At 66.2% G+C, this 20,155-nt stretch carries 19 protein-coding genes; 13 read left to right on the plus strand and 6 right to left on the minus strand.

Annotation, left to right across the window (positions count from 1 at the left end):
- Positions 1–220: 220 nt before the first annotated feature.
- Complete coding sequence (groL, locus tag QW881_RS21415; protein ID WP_315756495.1) at positions 221–1,843, minus strand: chaperonin GroEL; 1,623 nt, start codon at positions 1,841–1,843, stop codon at positions 221–223.
- 42 nt (positions 1,844–1,885) lie between these two features.
- Positions 1,886–2,200, minus strand: a complete 315-nt coding sequence (gene groES / locus QW881_RS21420; RefSeq protein WP_315756496.1) for a co-chaperone GroES — start codon at positions 2,198–2,200, stop codon at positions 1,886–1,888.
- Positions 2,201–2,421: 221 nt separating this feature from the next.
- Between groES and QW881_RS21425 the strand changes: the two genes are divergently transcribed.
- Entirely contained in the window at positions 2,422–3,516 is a 1,095-nt protein-coding gene (locus QW881_RS21425) for a trypsin-like peptidase domain-containing protein (RefSeq protein WP_316159011.1), read from the plus strand.
- 145 nt (positions 3,517–3,661) lie between these two features.
- The gene (locus tag QW881_RS21430) at positions 3,662–4,879 is read left to right on the plus strand and encodes a GGDEF domain-containing protein (RefSeq protein ID WP_315756498.1); all 1,218 of its coding nucleotides are present in this window, start codon (positions 3,662–3,664) and stop codon (positions 4,877–4,879) included.
- A 144-nt stretch (positions 4,880–5,023) separates the two neighbouring features.
- On the opposite strand, the gene QW881_RS21435 is transcribed toward QW881_RS21430, so the two are convergent.
- The 3 genes from QW881_RS21435 to QW881_RS21445 all read right to left on the minus strand — a co-directional run bounded on the left by QW881_RS21435 (position 5,024) and on the right by QW881_RS21445 (position 8,762).
- Positions 5,024–6,427 carry a M20/M25/M40 family metallo-hydrolase gene (locus QW881_RS21435; RefSeq protein ID WP_315756499.1) on the minus strand — a complete coding sequence of 468 codons (1,404 nt, stop codon included), beginning with the start codon at positions 6,425–6,427 and terminating at the stop codon, positions 5,024–5,026.
- Between the two features lie 113 nt (positions 6,428–6,540).
- Positions 6,541–8,151: a helicase HerA-like domain-containing protein gene (locus tag QW881_RS21440; RefSeq protein WP_315756500.1), complete on the minus strand. Its 1,611-nt coding sequence runs from the start codon at positions 8,149–8,151 to the stop codon at positions 6,541–6,543.
- A gap of 275 nt (positions 8,152–8,426) precedes the next feature.
- Positions 8,427–8,762 carry a hypothetical protein gene (locus QW881_RS21445; protein WP_315756501.1) on the minus strand — a complete coding sequence of 112 codons (336 nt, stop codon included), beginning with the start codon at positions 8,760–8,762 and terminating at the stop codon, positions 8,427–8,429.
- Here QW881_RS21445 and QW881_RS21450 point away from each other — a divergent pair.
- The 10 genes from QW881_RS21450 (at position 8,761) to QW881_RS21495 (ending at position 18,222) form a co-directional block, all read left to right on the plus strand.
- On the plus strand, positions 8,761–9,168 hold the full coding sequence (locus QW881_RS21450; RefSeq protein ID WP_315756502.1) for a DUF4332 domain-containing protein: 408 nt from the start codon (positions 8,761–8,763) through the stop codon (positions 9,166–9,168). The genes QW881_RS21445 and QW881_RS21450 overlap by 2 nt on opposite strands.
- 75 nt (positions 9,169–9,243) lie before the next feature.
- Positions 9,244–10,101 (plus strand): dihydropteroate synthase, encoded by an 858-nt coding sequence (folP, locus tag QW881_RS21455; RefSeq protein WP_315756503.1) that lies wholly within the window; start codon positions 9,244–9,246, stop codon positions 10,099–10,101.
- Positions 10,098–10,466: a dihydroneopterin aldolase gene (gene folB / locus QW881_RS21460; RefSeq protein ID WP_009028138.1), complete on the plus strand. Its 369-nt coding sequence runs from the start codon at positions 10,098–10,100 to the stop codon at positions 10,464–10,466. The genes folP and folB overlap by 4 nt, the downstream gene beginning before the upstream one ends.
- 5 nt (positions 10,467–10,471) lie before the next feature.
- Positions 10,472–10,960, plus strand: a complete 489-nt coding sequence (gene folK / locus QW881_RS21465; RefSeq protein WP_315756578.1) for a 2-amino-4-hydroxy-6-hydroxymethyldihydropteridine diphosphokinase — start codon at positions 10,472–10,474, stop codon at positions 10,958–10,960.
- 102 nt (positions 10,961–11,062) lie between these two features.
- Complete coding sequence (locus QW881_RS21470) at positions 11,063–12,925, plus strand: methylmalonyl-CoA mutase subunit beta (protein WP_316159014.1); 1,863 nt, start codon at positions 11,063–11,065, stop codon at positions 12,923–12,925.
- A gap of 2 nt (positions 12,926–12,927) precedes the next feature.
- Entirely contained in the window at positions 12,928–13,392 is a 465-nt protein-coding gene (locus QW881_RS21475) for a GFA family protein (RefSeq protein WP_315716096.1), read from the plus strand.
- 17 nt (positions 13,393–13,409) lie between these two features.
- Positions 13,410–15,566 carry a methylmalonyl-CoA mutase gene (gene scpA, locus QW881_RS21480; RefSeq protein ID WP_315756505.1) on the plus strand — a complete coding sequence of 719 codons (2,157 nt, stop codon included), beginning with the start codon at positions 13,410–13,412 and terminating at the stop codon, positions 15,564–15,566.
- A 201-nt stretch (positions 15,567–15,767) separates the two neighbouring features.
- Positions 15,768–16,541, plus strand: coding sequence for an RsiV family protein (locus QW881_RS21485; protein ID WP_316159016.1), 774 nt, complete (start codon positions 15,768–15,770; stop codon positions 16,539–16,541).
- Between the two features lie 35 nt (positions 16,542–16,576).
- Positions 16,577–17,569 carry a methylmalonyl Co-A mutase-associated GTPase MeaB gene (gene meaB / locus QW881_RS21490; protein ID WP_316159017.1) on the plus strand — a complete coding sequence of 331 codons (993 nt, stop codon included), beginning with the start codon at positions 16,577–16,579 and terminating at the stop codon, positions 17,567–17,569.
- The gene (locus tag QW881_RS21495; RefSeq protein WP_316159019.1) at positions 17,566–18,222 is read left to right on the plus strand and encodes a pyroglutamyl-peptidase I; all 657 of its coding nucleotides are present in this window, start codon (positions 17,566–17,568) and stop codon (positions 18,220–18,222) included. The genes meaB and QW881_RS21495 overlap by 4 nt, the downstream gene beginning before the upstream one ends.
- Positions 18,223–18,260: 38 nt before the next feature.
- Here QW881_RS21495 and QW881_RS21500 read toward each other — a convergent pair whose 3' ends face one another.
- Positions 18,261–18,548, minus strand: a complete 288-nt coding sequence (locus QW881_RS21500; RefSeq protein WP_315739884.1) for a GlsB/YeaQ/YmgE family stress response membrane protein — start codon at positions 18,546–18,548, stop codon at positions 18,261–18,263.
- Positions 18,549–18,776: 228 nt separating this feature from the next.
- On the opposite strand from QW881_RS21500, the gene QW881_RS21505 reads away from it, so the two are divergent.
- A complete protein-coding gene (locus QW881_RS21505) occupies positions 18,777–20,153 on the plus strand; it encodes a TIGR03808 family TAT-translocated repetitive protein (protein ID WP_316159020.1) in 1,377 nt (458 codons plus the stop codon).
- Positions 20,154–20,155 lie beyond the last annotated feature (2 nt).

Below are 20,155 nucleotides of genomic sequence, written 5' to 3' on the forward strand. Positions count from 1 at the left end.
GGCGCGACAGCGCTCAACCACACCTCCCGTGAACCGTCGATCCATTCACAGTCCAGCCGCATGGCAATTGTGGCCGGTTCTGGACCGATTGCGGTCGTCAACCTGATTGATAGCTGCGCGTTGTGGCCGATCCACGACCGCACAGGGCAGCGATCAGTTGTTTGTAGATATTTCCTTCAGGCAGCCGGGGCTGGTTGCGGCCAGCCCCGGCTTCGTCTGATCAGAAGTCCATCGACGGCGCAGCCGCGGCGGCCTCCGGCTTCTTCGGCTTGTCGGCCACCAGCGCCTCGGTGGTGATCAGCAGCGAGGCGACCGAGGCCGCATCCTGCAGCGCGGTACGGACCACCTTGGCGGGGTCGATCACGCCGGCCTGCACCAGATCCTGGTACTCGCCGGTCGCGGCGTTGAAGCCCCAGCCATAGGCATCCTTCTCCAGGAGCTTGCCGACCACCAGCGAGCCGTCCTCGCCGGCGTTCTGCACGATCTGCCGCACCGGCACCTGGATGGCGCGCCGGACGATGTCGACGCCGGCCTTCTGGTCGGCGTTAACAGTCTTGACGCCGTCGAGCACCTTGGTGGCGCGCAGCAACGCCACGCCGCCGCCGGGCAGGATGCCCTCCTCCACCGCAGCGCGGGTCGCGTGCAGCGCATCGTCGACGCGGTCCTTGCGCTCCTTGACCTCAACCTCGGTGGCGCCGCCGACCCGGATGACCGCGACGCCGCCGGCGAGCTTGGCGAGCCGCTCCTGCAGCTTCTCGCGGTCGTAGTCGGAGGTGGTCTCCTCGATCTGCAGCTTGATCTGCTGCGCGCGCGCCTCGATGTCCTTCTTGGCGCCGGCACCATCTACGATGGTGGTGTTCTCCTTGTCGATCACGACCTTCTTGGCGCGGCCGAGCATCGACAGCGTCACGTTCTCCAGCTTGATGCCGAGATCCTCGGAGATGGTGGTGCCGCCGGTGAGGATCGCGATGTCCTCCAGCATGGCCTTGCGGCGATCGCCGAAGCCGGGCGCCTTGACAGCTGCGATCTTCAGGCCGCCGCGCAGCTTGTTGACGACAAGCGTCGCCAGCGCCTCGCCCTCGACGTCCTCGGCGACGATCAGCAGCGGCTTGCCGGACTGCACCACGGCCTCGAGCAGCGGCAGCATGGTCTGCAGGCCCGACAGCTTCTTCTCATGGATCAGGATGTAGGGATCCTCGAGCTCGACCCGCATCTTCTCGGAATTGGTGACGAAGTACGGCGAGACGTAGCCGCGGTCGAACTGCATGCCCTCGACCACTTCGAGCTCGGTGTCGAGGCTCTTGGCCTCCTCGACCGTGATCACGCCTTCATTTCCGACCTTCTGCATGGCCTCGGCGAGGAAGCGGCCGATTTCGTTGTCGCCATTGGCCGAGATGGTGCCGACCTGCGCGATCTCGTCATTGCTGGTGATCTTCTTGGCGTGCGACTTGAGATCTGCCACGATCGCGTCGACCGCGAGGTCGATGCCGCGCTTGAGGTCCATCGGGTTCATGCCGGCAGCCACCGACTTGGCGCCTTCCTTGACGATGGCCTGCGCGAGCACGGTTGCGGTGGTGGTGCCGTCGCCGGCGAGATCGGCGGTTTTCGAGGCCACCTCGCGCACCATCTGCGCGCCCATGTTCTCGAACTTGTCCTCGAGCTCGATCTCCTTGGCGACCGTCACGCCGTCCTTGGTAATGCGCGGCGCGCCGAACGATTTCTCGATCACGACGTTGCGGCCCTTGGGACCGAGCGTGACCTTCACGGCATTGGCGAGGATGTCGACGCCGCGCAGCATGTGGTCGCGCGCGTCGGTCGAAAACTTCACGTCCTTGGCAGCCATGTTCGTCGTCTCCTTTCTCTCGATGACTGTCAGTTGAGGGAATCAGGCGGCCTTCTTCGCCGCCACGGGAGCTTCGATGACGCCGAGCAGATCGCTCTCCTTCATGATCAGGAGATCCTTGCCGTCGATCTTGACCTCGGTGCCCGACCACTTGCCGAACAGCACCCGGTCGCCGGGCTTGACGTCGAGGGCGACCTGCTGCCCCTGCTCATTCCGCGCACCTGGACCCGCGGCGACGATCTCGCCCTCCTGCGGCTTCTCCTTGGCGGTGTCGGGAATGATGATGCCGCCCTTGGTCTTCTCCTCGGCCTCGATGCGGCGCACGAGCACGCGGTCGTGCAATGGACGGAAATGCATGCACATCCTCCTTTACAGATCAGCGATGTCATAAGCCTCGGGTCCATCCGGCCCCCGGGCGAGCAACGACCTAGGAAAGCCGAACTTTTCGTTCAAGAGGGTCACGCAAATTTTTTGGCACTCTCGGGGAACGATTGCCAGCGCGGCTCTTGAACCGGGCCGGCTGCTTTCCCAGCTCTGTCGTCGCCAAAAGAACCTGATCGCGCTTGTTGGGGATCACGATGCAGCTTCCGCCTTCTCTCCGGGCCGTCCTGGCGCCTGCCATCCTGTTTTGCCTGATGACCGGGCCCGCCCTGGCCCAAATTCCCGATCTCAAGCTCGGCCGGGTGCCGACGCTCGCGCCGCTGGTGAAGGAGGTGACGCCGGCCGTCGTCAACATCTCGGTCGAAGGCAAGGTCCGCCAGGACAACCCACTCTACCAGGACCCGCTCTTCCGCGAGTTCTTCGATGTCCCCAAGCAGGTCGAGAAGCAGATCAGCGCCACCGGCTCGGGCGTCATCGTCGATGCGCAGCGCGGCTACGTCATGACCGCCAATCACGTCGTCGAGCACGTCACGACAGCGCAGATCCGCACCAAGGATGGCCGCAAATTCGCCGCCCGCCTGATCGGGCGCGATCCCGCCACCGATATCGCGCTGCTGCAGATCAGGGACCCCATCGACCTCAAGACCATCTCGCTTGGCGACAGTGATGCGCTCGAGGTCGGCGACTTCGTGATCGCCGTCGGCAACCCGTTCGGCCTTGGCCAGACCGTCACCTCGGGTCTCGTGAGCGCGCTCGGGCGAACCGGCCTCGGCAAGCAGGGCTACGAGGACTTCATCCAGACCGACGCGGCGATCAATCCCGGAAATTCCGGCGGCGCGCTGATCAATCTGCGCGGCGAGCTGGTCGGCATCAACACCGCGATCATCTCGCCCGGCGGCGGCAATGTCGGCATCGGTTTCGCCGTGCCCATCAACATGGCGCGGCGGGTGATGGAGCAACTGGTCGCCAACGGCCGCGTCGACCGCGGGCGTATCGGCGTGACCCTGCTCGACCTGGATGCGCCGGCCGATGGCCGGATTCAGGGTGCGCGCGTCGCCGACGTCACCGTGGGCTCGCCGGCCGAACGCGCGGGACTGCGCAAGGGTGACATCATCGTGAAGGCGAACGACATGCCGGTGCGCAGCGCCACGCAGGTTCGCAACCTGATCGGCCTCACACCGGTCGGGCAGCGCGTCCGTCTCGTGTTCGAGCGCGACCGCGCGCTCGGCAACGCGACGGTGGAGGTCGCGCCAGTCACCGAAGAACGTGCGCGCGCGAGAACCTCGGGCTGAGAATTCAACTTCTGTTCGCTGTTAGCTGCGCATACCACGTGGAGTAAATTTTTACCGTGCATCAAGCATGCAGCGAGACGCCGATACCTCTCTAAACGCCTGTTAAGTGCCATCGCGCTTATTGCAACCCCGCGGAGGTATTGAAATGCGGGGTGATGGTTTGGCGTTCAGTTTGCCACGCTGGCGCGTGACGCGCTGGCTGGCCGACCCGGGATATCCGGTGTCATCAGATATCCGACTCGCATTGACGGGTGAGCTGTACGGCTGCTGGTCGGTTTTCGCCGGCGGCGCCATCAACACCGTGGCGGTCGCCGCGGCGCTTGCGCTGCGCACGCCGACCGCCCTCTTCATCACATGGTTCGTGATGGAAGTCGTAATCTGCCTGTCGCGACTGATCGTGATGATCATTGCCTACCGCCGCGCGCGCGAGCGGCTAACGACGCCGACCGACATCCACATCCTGCTGTCGGTGGCATGGAGCGCCAGCGTCGGCTTCGGCGTCGGCATCAGCCTCGCCTCCGGCGACTGGGTCGCCGCGTCACTCACCTGCATCTCGTCGGCCGCCATGGTGGGCGGCATCTGCTTTCGCAATTTCAGCGCGCCGCGCCTCGTCGGCACCATGATCCTGTTCAGCATCGGCCCGGTCATCCCGGGCGTCGCGACGTCGCATGAGCCGCTGTTGTTCGCGATGTATCTGCAGATGCCGGTCTACTTCCTCGCGATGACCGGCGCGGCGTTCCGGCTCAACAAGATGCTGGTGGCGGTCATGCAGTCCAAACGCGAGAGCGACGAGCGGGCGCGGCGCGATCCGCTCACGGGCCTGTCCAACCGCGCCGGCCTGATCGACGCGCTGCAGAGCAGACTCACGGACAAGGCCGGCGGCGACCGGAGCTTCGCCGTCCTGTATCTCGATCTCGATGGCTTCAAGCCGGTCAACGACACCTTCGGTCACGCCGCAGGCGACGAGCTGCTGAAGATCGTCGCCAATACGCTGCGGCGGACCGCCTCTCCGGACGACGTCATCGCCCGGATCGGCGGCGACGAATTCGTGGTGCTCGCCGGCGATCCGGCGATCGACCACGCACTGGCGCTCGGCGAGCGGATCATCGAGGTGATGGCCGCCCCGATGGTCATGCCGGGTGGTGCGCATGTCCAGATCGGCATCAGTATCGGCATCGCCGTCGCGCCCGAGCACGGCACCGATCCGGAAGCCCTGCTGTTCGCGGCGGACGCCGCGTTGTATGAAGCGAAATCGAGCGGGAAATCCTGCTGGCGGTTGGCCTCGGCCGAAGCCAACCTCGCAGCGCTGCGCAAAATCGCCGGCGGCGATCTCGCTGCGAAGTCGGTCGCCAGCGCAGCGTGAGTTCAGCCTCGTGCAAACAATCAGCGCCGTAGCAGTCGTAGCCCGGATGAGCGAAGCGACATCCGGGATCTCACGCGCTGCCGCGTTGCCCCCGCATGTCGATTCGCTCATGCGGGCTACGGACACATGCGAGGGCCAGCGGATCTACCGCGGCATCTCCGCGAGCGCAGCGAGGATGCGGGCCCAGGAGCGGATGCCCTTGTGGTAGCTCTTGAGGTCGTACTTCTCATTCGGCGAATGGATGTTGTCGTCGTCGAGACCGAAGCCGACCAGCAGTGAATCGAGACCGAGCGTCTTCTTGAAGTCGGTCACGATCGGGATCGAGGCGCCCGAGCCCATCAGGATGGTCTCCTTGCCCCACTCCTCGGTCAGCGCCTGCCTGGCAGCCGCCAGTGGCTTCATGGTCCAGTCGAGCGCGATCGCGGCACCTGCGGAATGATCGCCGAACTCGACCGAGCAGTCGCCGGGGATGCGCGCCGACACGTAGTCGCGGAACGCCTTGCGTATCTTCAGCGGGTCCTGGCCCTCGACGAGCCGGAACGAGACCTTCGCATGGGCCAGCGACGGGATCACGGTCTTCGAGCCCTCACCGATATAGCCGCCCCAGATGCCGTTGATGTCACAGGTCGGCCGCGACGAGATCTGCTCGATCAGCAGACGATCCTTCTCGCCTGCGGGGATCGACAATCCGATCGGCTTGAGGAAGCTTTCGGGAGTGAGGTTCAGCTTCTTCCACTGCTCCAGCACCTCCGGCGGAACGTCCTTCACGCCGTCATAGAAGCCGGGAATGGTGATGCGGCCGTCGGCGTCGAACAGGCCGCCGAGGATTTCCGTCAGCACCCGGATCGGATTGCGCGCGCCGCCGCCGAACACGCCCGAATGCAGGTCGCGGTTGGCGGCCTTGATCTTCACCTCTTCATAGAGCAGGCCACGCAACGAGGTCGTGATCGCCGGCGTGTTCGGGTCCCACATGCCGGTGTCGCAGACCAGCGCGAAATCGGCCTTGAACTCGTGCTTGTTGGCTTCGAGGAACGGCACGAAGTTCTTGGAGCCGACCTCCTCCTCGCCTTCGATCACCACGGTGACGTCGAGCGGTAGCGCGCCCGTCACCTTCTTCCAGGCGCGGCAGGCCTCGACGAAGGTCATCAGTTGGCCCTTGTCGTCCTCGGCGCCGCGCGCGACGATGATCTTGCGGCCGTCGGCGTGATCGGCGACGACAGGCTCGAACGGCGGCCGGTGCCACAATTCGAGCGGATCGACCGGCTGCACGTCGTAATGACCGTAGAACAGGACATGCGGCCTGGCGGCGCCATGGCCGTTGCTCTTGCCGACCACGGCGGGATGGCCGGCGGTCGGCCGCACCTCGGTCGCAAAGCCGAGCGTCGCAAGATCCTTGGCGAGGTGGTCGGCCGCCACCTTGCAATCCTCAGCGAAGGCCGGATCGGCCGAGATCGACTTGATGCGGATCAGCGCAAACAGCCGTTCCAGGCTGTTGTCGAAATCAGCATCGATGTGGTCGAGAACGGATTGAAGCTGCGCATTGGCCATGGCCACGAGATCCCTTAAGCAATTGACGACGATCGGCCCGCTTGTAGCTCCGTTGCGCGGTCCGGGCCAGCCTCCCGCGGCGAGAGCATCGCGCCGAAGGAGAGCTGCCTGGATCATCGCCGCAGCAATCCCCCAAGCGCGCCGCGCACCAAAGAGCGGCCGATCGAACTGCCCAAGGAGCCGCCGACCTGCTTGCCGAGATCGGCCGCAATCCCGCCCACCACCTTGTCGGAGACCGAGCGGGCGACGTTGCGCGCAATCACCTGTGTCGTCGAGAGCTGGCCGCGCTTGACGTTGGTGCCGAAGATCGTCGCGGCGATGTCGCCGATCTTGCCGAGCACGCTGCCGGACGAGGCTTCCGTCGTCACGGCGGTTCCGCTGATCCGCTTCTGCAGCAGCTCATAGGCGGACTCGGCGTCGATCGCGGTGTCGTATTTGCCCTTGACCGGGCTCGCAGCGATGACCGCCTTGCGCTCCTCCGGCGTCACCGACCCGATCCGCGCCGACGGCGGCCGGATCAGGACGCGCTCCACCATCGCCGGCGTGCCGTTGCCCTCCAGGAACGAAACCAGCGCCTCGCCCTTGCCGAGCTCGGTGATCACCTTGGCGGTGTCCAGCTTGGGATTGGGGCGGAAGGTGTCGGCGGCGGCGGCCACCGCCTTCTGATCGCGCGGCGTGAAGGCGCGCAGCGCGTGCTGCACGCGATTGCCCAATTGCCCGAGCACCCGGTCCGGAACATCGAGCGGATTCTGCGTGACGAAATAGACGCCGACACCCTTCGACCGGATCAGCCGCACCACCTGCTCGATCTTGTCCATCAGCGCCTTCGGCGCATCGTTGAACAAGAGGTGCGCCTCGTCGAAGAAGAAGACCAGCTTGGGCTTGGCGAGATCGCCGACCTCCGGCAGCTCCTCGAACAGCTCGGACAGCATCCACAGCAGGAACGTCGCGTAGAGTCGCGGGCTCTCCAGCAGCCTGTCGGCAACGAGGATGTTGATCATGCCGCGGCCGTCGCGGTCGGTCTTCATGAAGTCGGTGAGCATCAGCGCCGGCTCGCCGAAGAACTTCGTGCCGCCCTGGTTCTCGAGCACGAGCAACTGCCGCTGGATCGTGCCGACGGTAGCGCGGGTGACGTTGCCGAACGACTGCGCCGCCTTGCGGATCGGCACCAGCGGATCCGCCTCCGCGTCAGCGCCCTTCTTGCCGGCTTCCGGAATGATCGCGTCGAGCAGCGCGCGCAGATCCTTCATGTCGATCAGCGCGAGGCCGTTCTCATCGGCGACGCGGAACGCCACGTTGAGCACGCCCTCCTGAACGTCGTTGAGATCGAGCATCCGCGCGAGTAGCAGCGGACCCATCTCGGTGACGGTGGCGCGCACCGGATGGCCCTGCTCGCCGAACACATCCCAAAATACCGTCGAGAACTGATCGGGCTGATAGGTGAGCCCGAGTTCTGTCGCGCGCTTGATGATGAAGTCCTTCGCTTCGCCGGTTTGCGAGATGCCCGAAAGGTCACCCTTGATGTCGGAGGCGAAGACCGGAACACCTGCACGAGCAAAACCTTCGGCCATCACCTGTAGCGAGACGGTCTTGCCGGTGCCGGTTGCGCCGGTGACCAGGCCGTGGCGATTGGCGAGCGCAAGCGTCAACCAGGCCGGCTGCTCACCGGCTCCCACGAAGATCTTGTCGTCGGTATCAGCCAGGGATTTTCCGGATGGTGCCATGATGATCCATCTTTCGAGAGTGATTGTTTCGCATCGCACGTGGAGCGGAGCATCTCGTGCAGTAACATAGTTGAGTTTCGCGAATGGGAACTAGGGTCAGGCTGCCTTACCTCTTCGCACGACACGCACTCTTCTTAACATTGGTGCTGCGGGATACGCAGGTTTGAGCCGTGGATTCAACATCTGGTCTTGCATCGCTGCAACAGTTCCTCGTCGATCGCGAATCGATTCGCGCACCGGACGGGCTCCTCGCTTGTAATTCACGGATCGTCCGATCAAGATGAATTCAGCGAGAGGACGTTCGGTCTTGGGGGACCGGATGATACGGGGTTCACATGAACGAGTTGATTGAGCCGCTGGCCAGAACGGCCGGCATCGGTAGAGTCGTGGCTGAAATCATCGGCACCGAGCCCGACCTCCTCAGCGACAATGGTCGGCAACGACGGGAGCAGCAGCGATCCGCCGGTGAACTTTTCAAATTCGGCCGCGACCAAACCGAAGCGGATCAGTTGGCACGATCGCGACAGGCACACCCGGCCTGAGCCGGTTGCCCAAAGCCCAACCGCCTGGGCCAGATCACCTGAAGCACCTTCGCGCGCGCCGAGCATCATGACATATCCGATCACCGAACTCGAAGGCATGACGGCCTTCTATGCTGCCAAGCTGAAAGCTTTGGGCATCCGCACCACCGACGCATTTCTCGAAGCCGCCCGGACCGTGAAAGGGCGCAAGGCGCTTGCCGCCACGACCGGCATCAGCGAGCAGCAACTGCTCGATTGGGCAAATTCCGCCGACTACATGCGCATTCCCGGCATGGGCAAGGCCAAGGTCTGCCTCGTCCGCGCGGCCGGCGTGACCACCGTGCGCGAGCTGGCGCACCGCAACCCCGCCCGCCTGGCGCAGAACATCAAGGAAGTGAACACCCGGCGGAAGCTGGTTCGCATCCTGCCGTCGGAGAAGTCGGTCGGCCAGCTCATCGAAAAGGCGCGCCGGCTGGAGCCGAAGATCAGCTATTGACCAGCCTCTAGATTGACCGCGCTTGTACGGCGCGACACCTTGACTTGACGGTGGCAACCGCGCAAAGCGGCGCCCATGAGCGCCATTTCGCCGTACTCCGCCTCGGACCTCACGTCGAGCCACCCGCTGCTGCGGCCGTGGCTGGCGCGTCCATTCCCGGCGGTGATGGGCATCCTGAACGTCACGCCGGATTCGTTCTCGGACGGCGGCCGTTTCGATGCACCGGAGCGGGCGATCGCGCAGGCCGAGCGCATGATCGCGGCCGGCGCCGACATCATCGACATCGGCGCCGAGTCCACCCGGCCCTACAAGGGCGCGGTGCCGGTCACGGCCGAGGAGGAGCTGGCGCGCCTGCAGCCGATCCTGCCCGCGATCGTCGCACTCGGCGTCCCCGTGTCGATCGACAGCATGAAATCTCAAGTTGTAGACTACGCGCTGAACCATGGTGCTGCGATCGCCAACGATGTGTGGGGTCTGCAGCGCGACCCCGCGATGGCCACGATCGTCGCCGCGCATGGCGCGCCGGTCGTGGTGATGCACAACCGCGCTGCCGTCGACCCGGAGATCGACATCATCGAAGACATGCTGGGCTTCTTCGCGCGCTCGCTCGACACCGCCGCCAAGGCCGGCATCCCCATTGGTGACATCGTGCTCGATCCCGGCATCGGCTTCGGCAAGACGGCGCAGCAGAGCATGACCGCGCTGGCGCGGCTCGACGCATTCGCGCGCTTCGGGCTGCCGCTGCTGGTCGGCGCGTCGCGAAAACGTTTCATCAGCACCGTGGTCGCGTCGGAGCCGCAGGAGCGGCTCGGCGGCTCGATCGCGGCGCATCTGATTGCGGCTCGGCGCGGTGCTGCAATCATCCGGGCGCATGACGTCGCCGAGACGGTTCAGGCCGTGCGCGTGGCCGCGGCAATCGAGGCACTGGGATGACCGACACGATCTTCATCAAGGGCGTTCTCATCCACGCGCGTCATGGCGTGATGGAACATGAGAGCGAGGTCGGCCAGCGCTTCGTCATCGACCTCGAGCTCTACACCGATCTGTCGGACTCCTCGCGCAGCGACCGCCTCGCCGACACCGTGTCCTATTCCGACGTAGTGGAGACCGCGACCGCGGCGTTCAAGGACGTCAACTACCGCCTGCTCGAACGCGCGGCCGGCGCGGTGGCCGATGCGATCCTGTCGACCTTCGCCCGCATTCGCGCCGTCAAGGTCACGGTGCATAAGCCGCATGCGCCGATCGCCGCCATCTTCGAGGATGTCGGCGTCGTGTTGACGCGCTCGCGGCATCCATGACGGCGATGGCGAGCGCGCTGATTGCTCTCGGCGGCAATGTCGGCGACGTCAGGGCGACGTTCCGGCGCGCCATTCCGGAAATCTGTGCGCGCGCCTCGGCGGCGCTTGTCGCGAGGTCGTCCGACTACATCACTCCGCCATGGGGCGAGGAGCAGCAGCCGCCTTTCATCAATGCCTGCATCGAGATCGCGACCGCGATGCCCCCACGGCCGCTGCTCGGCATTCTGCACCAGGTCGAGCGCATGTTCGGCCGCAATCGCGCGCAAGAGACGCGCTGGGGCCCGCGGACGCTGGACCTCGATCTGATCGCCTATGACGACGTCGCGATCGACACGCCCGATCTCACGCTGCCACACCCCCGGCTGTTCGAGCGCGGCTTCGTACTGGTGCCGCTGGCCGAGATCGTGCCGGCGCGACGGATTGCCGGCCGCCGGGTCGATGAGGCCCTGCGCGCCGTTTCGCGCGACGGAATCCGGCCGCTGCCAGCCGAATAGCTGACGTCTCCGGCCAAACAACCGTTTGGCTTGGCCCCCCTGACGTGGCATTTTGCGCCACAACAATCGCGATAACAGACGCCCCGGGAGACGCGTGCCGACATGACGACCGAGACCGACGATCTGCGACTGGCTGCCGATTTTGCTCCGGCCAGCGAGGCGGACTGGCGCAAGCTGGTCGATGGCGTGCTGAAGGGCGCGGCTTTCGAGAAGCTGGTCGGCAAGACCTATGACGGGCTCCAGATCCAGCCGATCTATCCGCGCGCCAAGCATGCCGCGCCGGTCGCAGGCCGCTCAGCATCGGCGCCATGGCAGATCATGCAGCGCGTCGATCATCCCGATCCGGCCAAGGCCAATGCGCAGGCGCTGATCGACCTCGAGAACGGCGCGACCGGCTTGTCGCTGGTGTTCGCCGGGTCGAATGCCGCACACGGCTTCGGCCTCGCCGCCAGCGCCGACGCAGTGGCGCGCGCGCTCGACGGCGTGCATCTCGATGCTGCGATTGCAATCGAATTGCAGCTCGGTGAATCGGTCTCGGCCGCCTCGCTTCTCGCCGACTACGTCAACCAGCGCGGCGTCGAGGCCGCTGGCTGCGACATCCGATTCGGCCTCGATCCGATCGGGGATGCTGCCAGTCGCGGCGCAAGCTCACATGACGCATCGATGCTCGGCGGCAACTCGGGCGCGCTGGTCAAGCAACTGCACGAGGCCGGCTTCAAAGGCCCGTTCTTCGCCGCGGACGGCCGGGTCGTGCACGACGCCGGCGGATCGGAGGCGCAGGAGCTCGCTTTCGTGCTCGCCTCTGGTGTCACCTATCTGCGGGCGCTCGAAGCCGAAGGCATCGCGCTCGAGACCGCGCGCGGCATGATCTATGGCCGGCTCGCCGCCGACACCGATCAGTTTCTCACGCTGGCAAAATTCCGCAGCCTGCGGCGGCTGTGGGCGCGCATCGAGGAAGCGTGCGGGCTGGCACCGAAGCCGCTCTTCATCTCGGGCGAGACAGCCTGGCGCATGCTCACCCGGCGCGACCCTTACGTGAACATGCTGCGCGCAACCATTGCGACGTTCGCGGCGGGATTGGGCGGCGCCAACGCCGTGACGGTGCTGCCGCACACGGCCGCACTCGGCCTGCCCGACGCGTTCGCGCGCCGTGTCGCCCGCAACACGCAATTGGTGCTGCTGGAGGAGAGCAATCTCGCCCGCGTCGCCGATCCCTCCGCCGGCGCCGGCGGCATCGAGGCGCTGACCAGCGAGTTGTGCGTTACCGCCTGGGCACTGTTCCAGGAGATCGAAAAGGCCGGTGGCGTCGTGGCTGCCTTGCAGGCTGGGCTGATCCAGTCCAAGGTCGCCGCGGTGAAGGCGGCGCGGAATGCCAACATCGCCAGGCGTCGCGACGTGCTGACCGGCGCCAGCGAGTTTCCAAATCTCAACGAGGCCGAAGTCGCGGTCGAAGCGGTTGCACCGCTGGCTCCGCAGGCGACAGCCAAGGCTGCGCTCACCTTCACGGCGCTCGCGCCTATCCGTCTCGCAGACGGGTTCGAGAAGCTGCGTGATCGCTCCGACGCCCTGTTGAAGAGCAAGGGACAGCGCCCCTCGATCTTCCTCGCCAATCTCGGCACCGCCGCCGATTTCACCGCACGCGCGACTTTCGCCCGCAGCTTCTTCGAGGCCGGCGGCATCGCGGCGATCGATGGCGCGGGCGCTTCGGATCCGGCCGCGCTGGCTGCCGCCTTCCGCGCCTCCGGCGCCGCCATCGCCTGCCTCTGCTCGTCCGACAAGGTCTATGCCGACGCCGCGGTTCCGGCGGCCAAGGCCCTTCAGGCCGCGGGCGCGCGACATATCTATCTGGCAGGCCGCGGCAGCGAGCAGGAGGCCGCGCTGCGCGAGGCCGGAATCGGCAGCTTCGTGTCCGCCGGCGGCGACGCGCTGAAGACGCTCGAAGACGCCTATACGCATCTGGAGTGAGCATGACCGACGACACCAAGCCTCTCCTGACCGGCGGCTGCCAATGCGGTGCCGTCCGCTTCGCGTTCAAGACCACGCCGAACAAGGTCAGCATCTGTCATTGCCGGATGTGCCAGAAAGCCTCCGGCGCGCCGTTCGCCTCGTTCGCTGAGATCGACCGCGAGCACTTCGCCTGGACGCGCGGTCAGCCCGCCGCGTTCCGTTCATCCACGATCGCCGAGCGCTTCTTCTGTCCCGCCTGCGGCACGCCGCTCGGCTTCGGGCGTATTGATGGGCCGCGGATCGAGATCATGACCGGCAGCTTCGACCGGCCGGACCGGGTGGTGCCGACGCGACAATATGGCTCGGAGTCGCGACTTGGCTGGGTGGTCGCGATCGCCAATCTGCCGAGCCAGACGACACAACAGAACTATGGACCGGAGAAGATGGCGACCATCGTCAGCCATCAGCATCCGGACCACGATTGAGACGAGGACGCCGGGCCATGAGCCGCATTCCCGATTTCACCGCGATCGCGTTCGAGCCCACGGCCACGCCGGCTCCCGCAGGCCCAGCCGAGCCGTGGCTCACGCCCGAAGGCATTCCGGTGAAGCCCGCCTATGGCGAGGCCGATCTCGCCGGCATCGACTTCCTCGACACCTGGCCGGGCATCGCGCCGTTTATGCGCGGTCCGTACCCGACCATGTATGTCAACCAGCCCTGGACGGTCCGGCAATATGCCGGCTTCTCCACGGCGGAGGATTCCAACGCGTTCTACCGCCGCAACCTCGCCGCGGGCCAGAAGGGCCTGTCGGTCGCGTTCGATCTCGCCACCCATCGCGGCTATGATTCCGATCATCCGCGCGTCGGCGGCGATGTCGGCATGGCCGGCGTCGCGATCGACTCGATCTACGACATGCGAACCTTGTTCGCCGGCATTCCGCTCGACCAGATGAGCGTGTCGATGACCATGAACGGCGCGGTGCTGCCGATCCTCGCTTTGTTCGTGGTCGCCGCCGAGGAGCAAGGCGTGCCGCCGGAAAAGCTGTCGGGCACCATTCAGAACGACATTCTGAAAGAGTTCATGGTGCGCAACACCTACATCTATCCGCCGTCGCCCTCGATGCGGATCATCTCCGACATCTTTGCCTTCACCTCGCAGAAGATGCCGAAGTTCAACTCGATCTCGATCTCCGGCTACCACATGCAGGAGGCCGGCGCGACGCAGGATCTCGAGCTCGCCTACACGCTCGCCGACGGCGTCGAATATCTGCGCGCCGGCATCGCCGCGGGTCTCGACGTCGACCGCTTCGCACCACGGCTGTCGTTCTTCTGGGCGATCGGCATGAACTTCTTCATGGAGGTCGCCAAGCTGCGCGCCGCGCGGCTGTTGTGGGCGAAGCTGCTGAAGCCGTTCAACCCGAAGGATCCGCGCTCGCTGTCCTTGCGCACCCACAGCCAGACGTCGGGCTGGTCGCTGACCGCGCAGGACGTCTACAACAACGTCGTGCGCACCGCCGTCGAGGCGATGGCGGCGACCCAGGGCCATACGCAGTCGCTGCACACCAACGCGCTCGACGAAGCGCTCGCGCTGCCGACGGACTTCTCCGCGCGCATCGCCCGCAACACGCAATTGTTCCTGCAGCAGGAGAGCGGCACCACGCGCATCATCGATCCCTGGGGCGGCTCGTACTACGTCGAGCGCCTCACCCGCGATCTCGCCGCAAAGGCCTGGGGCCACATCCAGGAGATCGAGGAGCTCGGCGGCATGGCGAAGGCGATCGAGGCCGGCGTGCCGAAGCTGCGCATCGAGGAGGCCTCGGCCAAGACGCAGGCCCGCATCGACACCGGCCGCCAGTCGGTGATCGGCGTCAACAAGTTCAGGCCAACCGATGAGCCGCCGCTCGACGTGCTCAAGGTCGACAATTCCACCGTCCGCCGGCTGCAGATCGACAAGCTCAGCCGGCTGAGATCCGAGCGCAAGCAGGCCGAGGTCGATGCGGCGCTGTCGGCGCTCACGCGCTCGGCCGGCGACGGCAACGGCAATCTGCTGGCGCTCGCGATCGACGCGGCGCGCGCCAAGGCCACCGTCGGCGAGATCTCCGACGCGCTGGAGAAGGTGTTCGGCCGCCACCGCGCCGAGATCAAGTCCATCACCGGCGTCTACAAGCGGGAGATCGCCGCCATGTCCGGCAAAGCCGAGAAGCTGCAGGCGCTGATCGAGGCGTTCGAGGAAGCCGAGGGCCGCCGGCCACGCATCCTGGTCGCCAAGATCGGCCAGGACGGCCACGACCGCGGCCAGAAGGTGATCGCGTCGGCCTTCGCCGACATCGGCTTCGACGTCGACATCGGGCCGCTGTTCGCCACCGCCGACGAGGCGGCGCGGCAGGCGGTCGAAAACGACGTCCACATTCTCGGCGTCTCGTCATTGGCGGCCGCCCATCTCACCGCGGTGCCGGAGTTGAAGGCCGCGCTCAAGAAGCAGGGCCGCGAGGACATCATGATCATCGTCGGCGGCGTCGTGCCGCCGCAGGATTACGACGCCCTCTACAAGGCCGGCGCCGAGGCAATCTTCCCGCCGGGCACCGTCATCGCCGACGCCGCCGAGGAGCTGATCCAAAAGCTCAATGCGCGCCTCGGCCACAGCGAGGCGGCGGAGTAGTCCGACTGCGTCACACCCCACCGTCATTCCGGGGCCAGGCCAAAGGCCTTGAACCCGGAATCTCGACATTGTCTTGCGTCCATTCCTGAGAGCGTCGAGCTATTGACGCGCTGTAATCAATCGCCGCGCGTTCGATCTGGGCACGATCGAACCTTTGCGGTACGTGCGCGCACAGACAACCAAACCCGGATCACAAGTCTCATGTATTCTACCAAACTGCTTGTCGCCGCCCTGTTCGGCCTGCTCACCCTCTCGCCGGCGATCGCCGCCGAAGCCAAGCCCGATGCGTCGATCAAGACCAAGGCCGCCGAGGCCAGCGTCACGCTGAGTGCCGACATCAAGGCCGATCCGGCGCTCGCCGCGAATTGCCTCGCCGAAGGCCGCAAGTGGATGGACAAGCAGGCCGCGGACGCCGCCAAGGACTACAAGGCGGACAAGGAACTGTTCCGCGACGGCCCTTACACCTATGGCCGCGACTATTCGGTGCGTTCGATCGTCGCCGATCGCTATGTCAGCGTGCTGCGCAACGACTACATGGACACGCATGGCGCCCATCCCAACCGGACGGTCGACACCATCCTCTGGGACAAGGCCGCCGCCAAGCGCATCTCGATCCGCCCGTTCTTCAACGAGACCGCCGACAACGGTCCGACCATGACCGCGATCAGCAAGGCGATCATCGCCTCGCTGCGGGCGGAGAAGAAGGCGCGCGACGCCGGCGACACCGACGAGTGGTGGTCGAAGGGCATCGAGCCGAAGCTGCTCGGCATCGGCGCCGTGACGCTCGCGCCCTCGACCGTGGCCGGCAAGAGCTCGGGCCTCACCTTCCATTATCCGCCCTACGCCGTGGGTTCCTATGCCGAGGGCGACTATGTCGCCTTCGTGCCGTGGGAATCGCTGAAGTCCTATCTCAGCGCGGAGGGTCAGGCGATCTTCGGCGGCAGCCGGCCGAAGGGCGATGCGGAGGAGAACTAGCTGGCCGCGCCGCGCGCATCCGCTATAACGGGCGCATGTCCTCCCGCTCCCCTGCTCTGCCAAGCACGACGGCCTTGGCTGACGATATCAGCACCGGCAGCCGCGCCGCGCTGGCGCGCGCGATCACGCTTGTCGAGAGCCGCCGCGCCGACCACCAGGCCGCCGCGCGCGAGCTGGTGCAGGCGCTGCTGCCACGGACGGGGCATGCGATCCGGGTCGGCATCACCGGCTCGCCGGGGGTCGGCAAGTCGACGACGATCGATGCGCTCGGCATGTACCTGATCGGACAGGGCCACAAGGTCGCGGTGCTCGCGGTCGATCCGTCCTCGGCGCGCACCGGCGGTTCGATCCTCGGCGACAAGACGCGGATGGCGCGGCTGTCGCACCACGAGCACGCCTTCATCCGGCCCTCGCCCTCGTCCGGCACGCTCGGCGGCGTCGCCGCCAAGACGCGCGAGGCGATGCTGCTGTGCGAGGCCGCAGGCTTCGACGTGATCCTGGTCGAGACGGTCGGCATCGGCCAATCCGAGACCGCGGTCTGCGACATGACCGATTTCTTCCTCGCCCTGATGCTGCCGGGCGGCGGCGACGAGCTGCAGGGCATCAAGAAGGGCCTGGTCGAGCTCGCCGACATGATCGCGATCAACAAGGCCGATGGCGACAACGTCAAGCGCGCCAACATCACCGCCGCCGACTATCGCGGCGCGCTGCATCTGCTCAGCCCCCGCTCCGAGCACTGGCATCCGCCGGTCGTGACCTATTCGGCGATATCAGGCACGGGCATCGCCGAGCTGTGGCAGAAGGTGCTCGATCATCGCAAGGCGATGATCGCCTCCGGCGAGTTCGCCGCCCGGCGGCGCGACCAGCAGGTGAAATGGATGTGGACCATGCTGGAGCAGCGGCTGATGGCGCGGCTGCGCACCGATCCGTCCGTCCGCGCGAAAGTGAAGAAGCTGGAGACCGACGTCGCCGAGGGCCGCGTCGCGCCGGCGCTGGCCGCCGAGCAGCTCGCGGAGATGCTGACATGAGCGAGCGGCCGCGCATCCTGATCACCGGCTTCGGCCCGTTTCCCGGCGCGCCGTCCAATCCGACCATGCCGCTGGTGAGGCGGCTGTCGGAGCTGCGGCGGCCGGCGCTGGACGACGTCGACATCACGAGCCACATTTTTCACGTGACCTATGCGACCGTGGATCGCGAGCTGCCCGCCCTGATCGCCGAGCGGCGCCCGCATGCGCTCCTGATGTTCGGCCTCGCCGGGCGAACATCATACCTGCGCATCGAGACCCGCGCGCGCAATGCGATCACCACGACCTTCCCCGATGCCGATCGCCACGTCGCGCGCAAGGGCGTGATCGCGCCGGGCGCACATCCGGCGACGTTCGGTCCGCACATGGCGCGGCTGCTGCGCGCGGCGCGCGCCACCGGCATCGATGCCCGGGCCTCGCGCGATGCCGGCAGCTATCTCTGCAACTATCTGAGCTGGCGCGCGATCGAGGCGACCAAGGCCGCCGAAGGGCCGCGGGTCGCCGCCTTCATCCATATTCCTCCCTTGCCGCGCGCCGGCATGGCGTTGCCGCAAGGCAGTTCGCGCATCACGCTGGAGGGGCTGGTCGATGCCGGCGAAGCGATGCTGATGGAGCTGGTCAAGCTCGTGCGACAGGCGACCTGTCGCACGAGCTGACGTCGATAGTGGTATGACCGCTGACCGTGAGCGCCGTGTCAGATGCTCCAACGGCGCCGACCGCCAAATCCCCCGCCGATCAGGCGCAGCAGGAGCAGCAGGACCACGGCGCCGATGAAGGCGTTGATGATCGCGGCGACCAGTCCGACGCCCAGATGGATTCCGAGCTGCGGCAACAGCCAGTTGCCGATGAAGGCGCCGACGAGACCGACGACCAGGTCGCCGATCAGGCCGAAACCGCCGCCCTCCATGACGCGGCCCGCGAGCCACCCGGCGACGATGCCGACGAACAGAATAACCAGTAGACTCTCATTGGACAGATGCATGACCCTCTCCTCGCCGATCCATTGCGGGAACAATGTCCGCGAGTCCCATTGGTTCCCTCGGGAGAGGCTCACCGGTTCGACGGGCAACCCCACGCCAGCGGCGATCTGACGTGAAGATTTAACCCTACCGCCAACAATCCCGGGCGCAGGCGCTCATCCTCAGCATCAGCATTGAGGCTTTCAGCTTAAGTCGTGGACGCACATCATCTTTTGCGTGAGACGCTGACCATGGATGTCAATCGCCGCCGCATTCTGGCTGGATCGGCTGCCGGCGCCGCCGGGGCATTGGCCCTGCCGGCGGATGCCGCACAGGCCGCCCCCTTGATCTCCGCGCTCGGGCGCGACGCCACACAGTATGGCGTCAAGCCCAACAGTCCCGACGACCAGACCCGCGCGCTGCAGCGTGCGATCGACGAGGCCGCCCGCGCGCAGGCGCCGCTGGCGCTGCCGCCAGGCACCTACCGGACCTCGATGCTGCGCCTCGCCAGGGGCAGCCACTTGGTCGGCGTCCGCGGCGCCACCAAGCTCGTGTTCACCGGTGGCGGCCCGTCGATGCTGTCAGCAGAAGGCGCTGACGGCCTCGGCGTCAGCGGCATCGCGCTCGACGGCGGCGGCATCACCCTGCCCCAGCGCCGCGGCCTGCTCCATGTCGCCGCTAGCCGCGACGCCCGTATCTCCGATTGCGAGATCACCCGCTCCGGCGGCAGCGGCATCTGGCTCGAGCAGGTCTCGGGCGACGTCAGCGGCAACGTGATCACCGACATCGCGGTCACCGCGATCGTGTCGTTCGACGCGCTCGGCCTGATCGTGTCGCGCAACACCATCAACGGCACCCGCGACAACGGCATCGAGATCCTGCGCACTGCGATCGGAGACGACGGCACGATGGTGCTCGACAATCGGATCGAGGACATCAAGGCCGGCCCCGGCGGCTCGGGCCAGTACGGCAACGCCATCAACGCCTTTCGCGCCGGCAACGTCATCATCAGCGGCAACCGCATCAGGAACTGCGACTACTCGGCAGTGCGCGGCAACTCGGCCTCGAACATCCAGATCGTCGGCAACAGCGTCAGCGACGTGCGCGAGGTCGCGCTCTACTCGGAGTTCGCATTCGAGGGCGCCGTCATCTCAGGCAATACGGTGGATGGTGCCGCCTTCGGCGTCTCCGTCTGCAACTTCAACGAGGGCGGCCGCATCGCGGTGGTCCAGGGCAACATCATCCGCAATCTGATCCCGAAGCGGCCGATCGGCACAGCACCTGACGACGATGCCGGCATCGGCATCTATGTCGAGGCGGACTCCGCGGTGACCGGCAACGTGGTCGAGAATGCCCCGTCCTACGGCATCGTCGCCGGTTGGGGCCGATATCTCAGGGACGTGGTGATCTCCGGCAACGTCATTCGCAATGCGCTCGCGGGCGTCGGCGTGTCCGTCATTCCGGGCGCGGGCACGGCGCTCGTCAGCAACAACATGATCTCCGGCACCCCGCGCGGCGCGGTGATCGGGCTCGATCACATCAAGCCGGTGACATCGGACCTGACGCGCGACGGGACGCAAGGTTATGCGCAGCTCTTGGTCAGCGGCAACGCGGTGCGACGAAGCTGAGC

Source organism: Bradyrhizobium sp. SZCCHNS3016 (assembly GCF_032484535.1).
Lineage (GTDB): Bacteria > Pseudomonadota > Alphaproteobacteria > Rhizobiales > Xanthobacteraceae > Bradyrhizobium.